General features: G+C 64.2%; 5 protein-coding genes. 1 reads left to right on the top strand and 4 read right to left on the bottom strand.

Going from position 1 to position 4,474, the window contains the following annotated elements; translation table 11 throughout:
- Positions 1-214, bottom strand: a 214-nt coding sequence (locus HHL10_RS30350; RefSeq protein WP_205833297.1) for a MobA/MobL family protein, incomplete at its 3' end; no start/stop codon positions are given.
- A gap of 95 nt (positions 215-309) precedes the next feature.
- Between HHL10_RS30350 and HHL10_RS29830 the strand changes: the two genes are divergently transcribed.
- Positions 310-543: a mobilization protein gene (locus HHL10_RS29830; protein ID WP_205833296.1), complete on the top strand. Its 234-nt coding sequence runs from the start codon at positions 310-312 to the stop codon at positions 541-543.
- A gap of 1 nt (position 544) precedes the next feature.
- Here the strand turns inward: HHL10_RS29830 and HHL10_RS29825 are convergent, their stop codons facing one another.
- From HHL10_RS29825 to mobQ, 3 genes are all read right to left on the bottom strand, one after another.
- Positions 545-1,072 carry a hypothetical protein gene (locus HHL10_RS29825; RefSeq protein WP_169164063.1) on the bottom strand — a complete coding sequence of 176 codons (528 nt, stop codon included), beginning with the start codon at positions 1,070-1,072 and terminating at the stop codon, positions 545-547.
- Between the two features lie 467 nt (positions 1,073-1,539).
- Positions 1,540-2,502 carry a replication initiation protein gene (locus HHL10_RS29820; protein WP_169164062.1) on the bottom strand — a complete coding sequence of 321 codons (963 nt, stop codon included), beginning with the start codon at positions 2,500-2,502 and terminating at the stop codon, positions 1,540-1,542.
- Positions 2,503-2,671: 169 nt separating this feature from the next.
- A partial coding sequence (gene mobQ, locus HHL10_RS29815; protein ID WP_205833295.1) for a MobQ family relaxase occupies positions 2,672-4,474 on the bottom strand: 1,803 nt, incomplete at its 5' end.

Below are 4,474 nucleotides of genomic sequence, written 5' to 3'. Positions count from 1 at the left end.
CACCCTTGCGCGTGTAGTCGTGGACCTGGCCGGTGCGCTCGTCCACCAGGCGGCACGCAGTGCGGTAGGCAATAGCCGCCACGGCCGACCGGCCGGCGCTGCGGCTGATCGACTTGGTGCTGGCATGAAATATCGCCACCGCCTGCCTCCTGGCTGAGACGCTGCCCGGGGTGCAGGGGTGAAACCCCTGCCGCACGTGACATGCCGAAGGCATGTCGAAAGTGCGCACTTCACTGCTTGCTTCCGCAAGGCAGGAAGTGCATCGTAGCCACGCGCCGCCGTCTCAGGAGCAAGCCAATGACACGGACGTTGGAACAGAAGATTGCAGCCCTGGATGCCAAGATCGCCCGCTTGCGTCATCAAAGCCGCAAGTTAGAAGCAGGGCAGAAAATCATCCTCGGCGGAATATTACTTAATGCAGCACGCAATAATCCGCGCGTCCGCGAATGGCTATTAATTGAAGCAAGCAAGGTCGTGACACGCGACGCAGATAAGAAACGCCTCGCTCCACTACTGGATGAATTAAAGCAAATTAATTCATAAGCTATGCAATAGCCCAGGAAAGCCCCTGTGTCGGGTGATTTACTGCGCCAGAAGGACCATTACACTCAGAGAGAGCAATCGAAGATGAATGCTGTACGTAGGGCAATACAAGCTTGAAAGGAGGCGATTCCTCAACTTCCGAAAGAAACGAAGAAAAATCTTTTCTATCCCAACAAGAATACAAGCTCACAACTGAAGGTTTGAGCTGAAAAATCTCAGGCGTAGGCTTAAAGCCAATAGAAATTCGCAGTTTCCAAGCAGGCGACCATGCATGCCACTCTTCGCTTGGCTCCTCCGCAATACGCATAACTCTATTGACCCCAAACTCATAAATTATGCCGCGACGATCAAGCAGTTCAAAGTAAGCGACAAGCCCATCTCCTTCATCTGCACGAAGGCCATCCACTGGATTGGATAACCAAAATTCTGTCGCAATATGAAGAATATCGCGAGCACCAAGTTCTTTTAGCAACTTTTTCTCTCTGCGGAGATATTGCCGAAATGCTTTCTCTGTCTTTTCTATTTCCATTTTCGCGATTTAACCTTTATTAATAAAAATGGGCTTAAGCCCCCTCCCCCGGACCCCCACCCGTCCCCAGCGCAGCGCTTCAGCGATCGCGCCCACGGTGGACATCGAGCCCGCCCACAGCACAAGGCTGTGGACGGCCCCTGCGGGGTTCGCTCGATCCCCACCGCTCCCCGACAGCTGCGCGCCGCCCGGGGACAACCTACAAGGTTGCCCCCCGTCGGCTTGCCCACCAGTGAGAGAAGAAGACCCCTGAACCCCCTGCAACGCCCTCCCGGGCGCTGTTACCTGATATGGGTTCGTGGGACACCTCGCAAAGCGTCTATTGCCCGGCAACGCCAGCGCCGGCTATCCCCAGGAACTGTGCGCAAGTCGAGGGACAACCCGCCCAGTGCCGTCCTAAGTCGTTGTCACGTTGGGCCGCGACACCAGTGCTCAAAAATTAGGCACACACAAGGGGCCGAGAAGCGTCAGTCGCGAACCCAGCGATCTACGGTGGACTTGCCCACACCTAGCTCAGCCGCAATCTCGCGCACAGAACGGCCCGCAGCAGCCATCAGGCGGGCCGTGACGCGTTTGTCTTCGCTGGCCTGCCTACGGACCTTGCCTGAGGCAATGCCGGCCTTCTGGCCCGCTCTGGCCTGCCAGGAGCTGAAGCCTTCCGCAGTGGTGTGCTTCCACGTCCACTTCGCCACTGAGCGGGCGATGTGCCACACCTCGCGCCCGCCTAGTGGGGTCAGAAAGTCGGCGTTGTAGGTCAGCGCCCGGCTGTTGCACTGGGACAGCCACGCGTTCCAGCCCTGCAGCCCGGTACCCCAGTACGGCCGGATGGCCCGGTAAGCCCAGTGCCTCACCCGGTCGAACAGGGCAACGTTGCGCCCCAGGCCGATCTGCTCGGGCGCGCGGCGCTTCGGCCTGTGCTTCTCCAGCCCCGGCAGGTACTCGGCCAGCTCGATCAGGTCGTAGGCCAGACGCGGGCCCTTCAACGTCATCCACAGCGGGTGTGCCGGGTTCTTGGTGATGAGCCCGCCGAAGCCCGGATCTGCCTCCAGCCGCTCAGCCATCAGGGACTCGATGGAGCAGAGGTAGCGCAGGGGTGCATCCCGTGCCCCCAGGCCATCGGTCAGCACCGGCACGCGCAGGCCCCAGACGCTGTGTGCGTGCCCATTGGTGCGGTTGATCGAGGTCCACGTGGGCGGGGGCAGGTAGGCGTCTTCCCAGGCGCAGGCAGCCCCCGGGCGGTCGATGTCAAACAACGCCCACACGCGTAGGTGTGGCGGGTTGGCCTGGATGTACGCCTTGGTCAGTGCGCTGGCCAGGCTGCGGATACGCAAGCCGCTCGCTAGGTCGTCGCTGCAATAGGGACGGCGCGGCCACCGGCCGATGTCCGCGAACAGATCAAGCTGCTCGCCTCGGGTTAGGATTTCGCTCATGGTTGGCGTGTCCTTCTCACACGCTGGCTAGAAGGCTCCGGTGGTGGACTAGACCCCGGGGCCTTCACCATTTCTGGGTCAAAGAATTACAGCACGGCCCTATTGCGACCCTTGACCGCTTTCAAGGCCGAAATTGGGGCAAAAACGGGTGAGGGTGCCACGCTGGCTTCTACCTGCCATGGCTCCAGCCCCGGTCTTGCTGCTGCTGTTGCACCAGCTCCTGGCGCTGCTCCAGCAGCCCTCTGACGTGCTGGTTCGCCTGCTGGTCGTTGCCCAGCCGCTGCAGGATCGCCGCCTGTGCCTGCGGTGGCGCCCGGTTGTAGATCTCGATCAGCTCCCGCAGCGGCGCCGGCGTCACCTGCCACTGCTTGCCCCCGTCGCCCCATCCGAGCATCGGCCCGGCCCGCTTCGCGGCCACCTCCCGGAAGTCGCGCACCAGCCGCGCCCGCTCTTGCTTGGCGTCCAGCACCTTCTGCAGCTCGGCTATCTGGGCACGTATGGGTGCCTGCTCAACCAAGATGCGCCGCTCTGCCTGCAGGCACAGCTTCTCTACCTCGCGCTTCGTGGCCGGCAGTGAAACCTCGGCCGCATGTCGTGCCGAACGGGCATCCACCGCTGCCGCTTCCTGCTGGATCAGGAACTCCGAGCGGAACACCCCCGCGTCATGCGCCCAGGTCTTCATCGGGTGGTCCTGGCGCCACGTCTGAACGGCTTCCCAAGCTGAGGACTCGCGCGCCCGGCTGCTGGCGATCTGCTCCTCCAGCTTCTGCTGCACCTCCAGGGCAGCCTTCACGGCCTCGTCCCCCAAGGCCAGTTGCGCCGCAGGCTGCGGCCGCAGCCGCCCGATTTCCTGGCTCAGCTCCTCGATGCTCATGCGCTCGATGCGCTCGCGCTCGGCCCGCTCTCGCTGCGCCTGTAGCTCCTCCGGCGAAGGCTGCCGGGGCACGGCTGGGGCGGGCCTGCTCGGCAGGCTCTGGCGCGGCGGCTGCGCCGGCGGGGCGGCCTGCTGGGCGGGTTTCTGAGGCGCCAAAGGCTGCAGGGGCGGCCAATCCTTCGCCGCTGCCTCCAACTCGCGCACGCCGGCCGCAATCCGCTCCTCTCGGGCCTTGTCTCGCGCGTCCCTGGCCTTCTGGCGTCGGGCGGCAGCGGCCTCCCTGCGCGCCTCCTGGCGCTCCTGGTCCCGGCGCTGCCGCTGCTCCTGCAGGTCGATCACCTCGGCCACCAGCTGCGCGCGCTCCTGGTTGTTGGCCGCGGCCTGCCGGTTCATGTCGCCCCGGTCCGTCTGAATGCCTCGGCGCTCCATTTCCGTGGCGGCCGGTCCCATGTGCCGGGTTGCCTCTCGGTCGATGCCCTGGGCCTTCAGGCTGCGGGCGTCGATCCGCTCGGCCCGGCCGGCCTGCTCCAGTGCTCGATTGGCCGTCTGCTCCCAGAGCTGCCGCACGGCCTTTATTTCCTCGCCAATGGCCCCCAGGCCCAGCGCGCGGCGGTCCCGGTCGCTGAGCTCGATCACGGCTTTCTTGCCCAGGACTAGCGCACCGGATTCGTCCCGCTGGACTTGCCGTGTCGTGGTCAGAATGTGGGCGTGGTGGTTGCGGTTGTCGCCTTCATGGTCCGGCGCATGGACTGCCAAATCCACGGCCACCCCGTACCGGGTTGCCAGCTCGATACCGAAGCCCACGGCCAGCTCTTGCCGCTGCTGGGCGTCCAGCTCGGACGGCAGGGCAATGACCCACTCCCGCGCCGTGCGCGCGTCCTTCCTTTTCTCGGCCGCCTCGGCGGCATTCCACAGGGCATTTCTCTCGGCGCTGCCGCCATCGGGCAGCAGGATTTCCGTGCTCAGCACGCCACCCTTGCGCGTGTAGTCGTGGACCTGGCCGGTGCGCTCGTCCACCAGGCGGCACGCAGTGCGGTAGGCAATAGCCGCCACGGCCGACCGGCCGGCGCTGCGGCTGATCGACTTGGTGCTGGCATG

The sequence above is a fragment of the Azohydromonas caseinilytica genome, assembly GCF_012927045.1.
GTDB classification, from domain to species: Bacteria; Pseudomonadota; Gammaproteobacteria; order Burkholderiales; family Burkholderiaceae_C; genus Azohydromonas; species Azohydromonas caseinilytica.
Note: the sequence above shows the minus strand (reverse complement) of the source record. Positions and strands in the feature narration are given on the sequence as shown.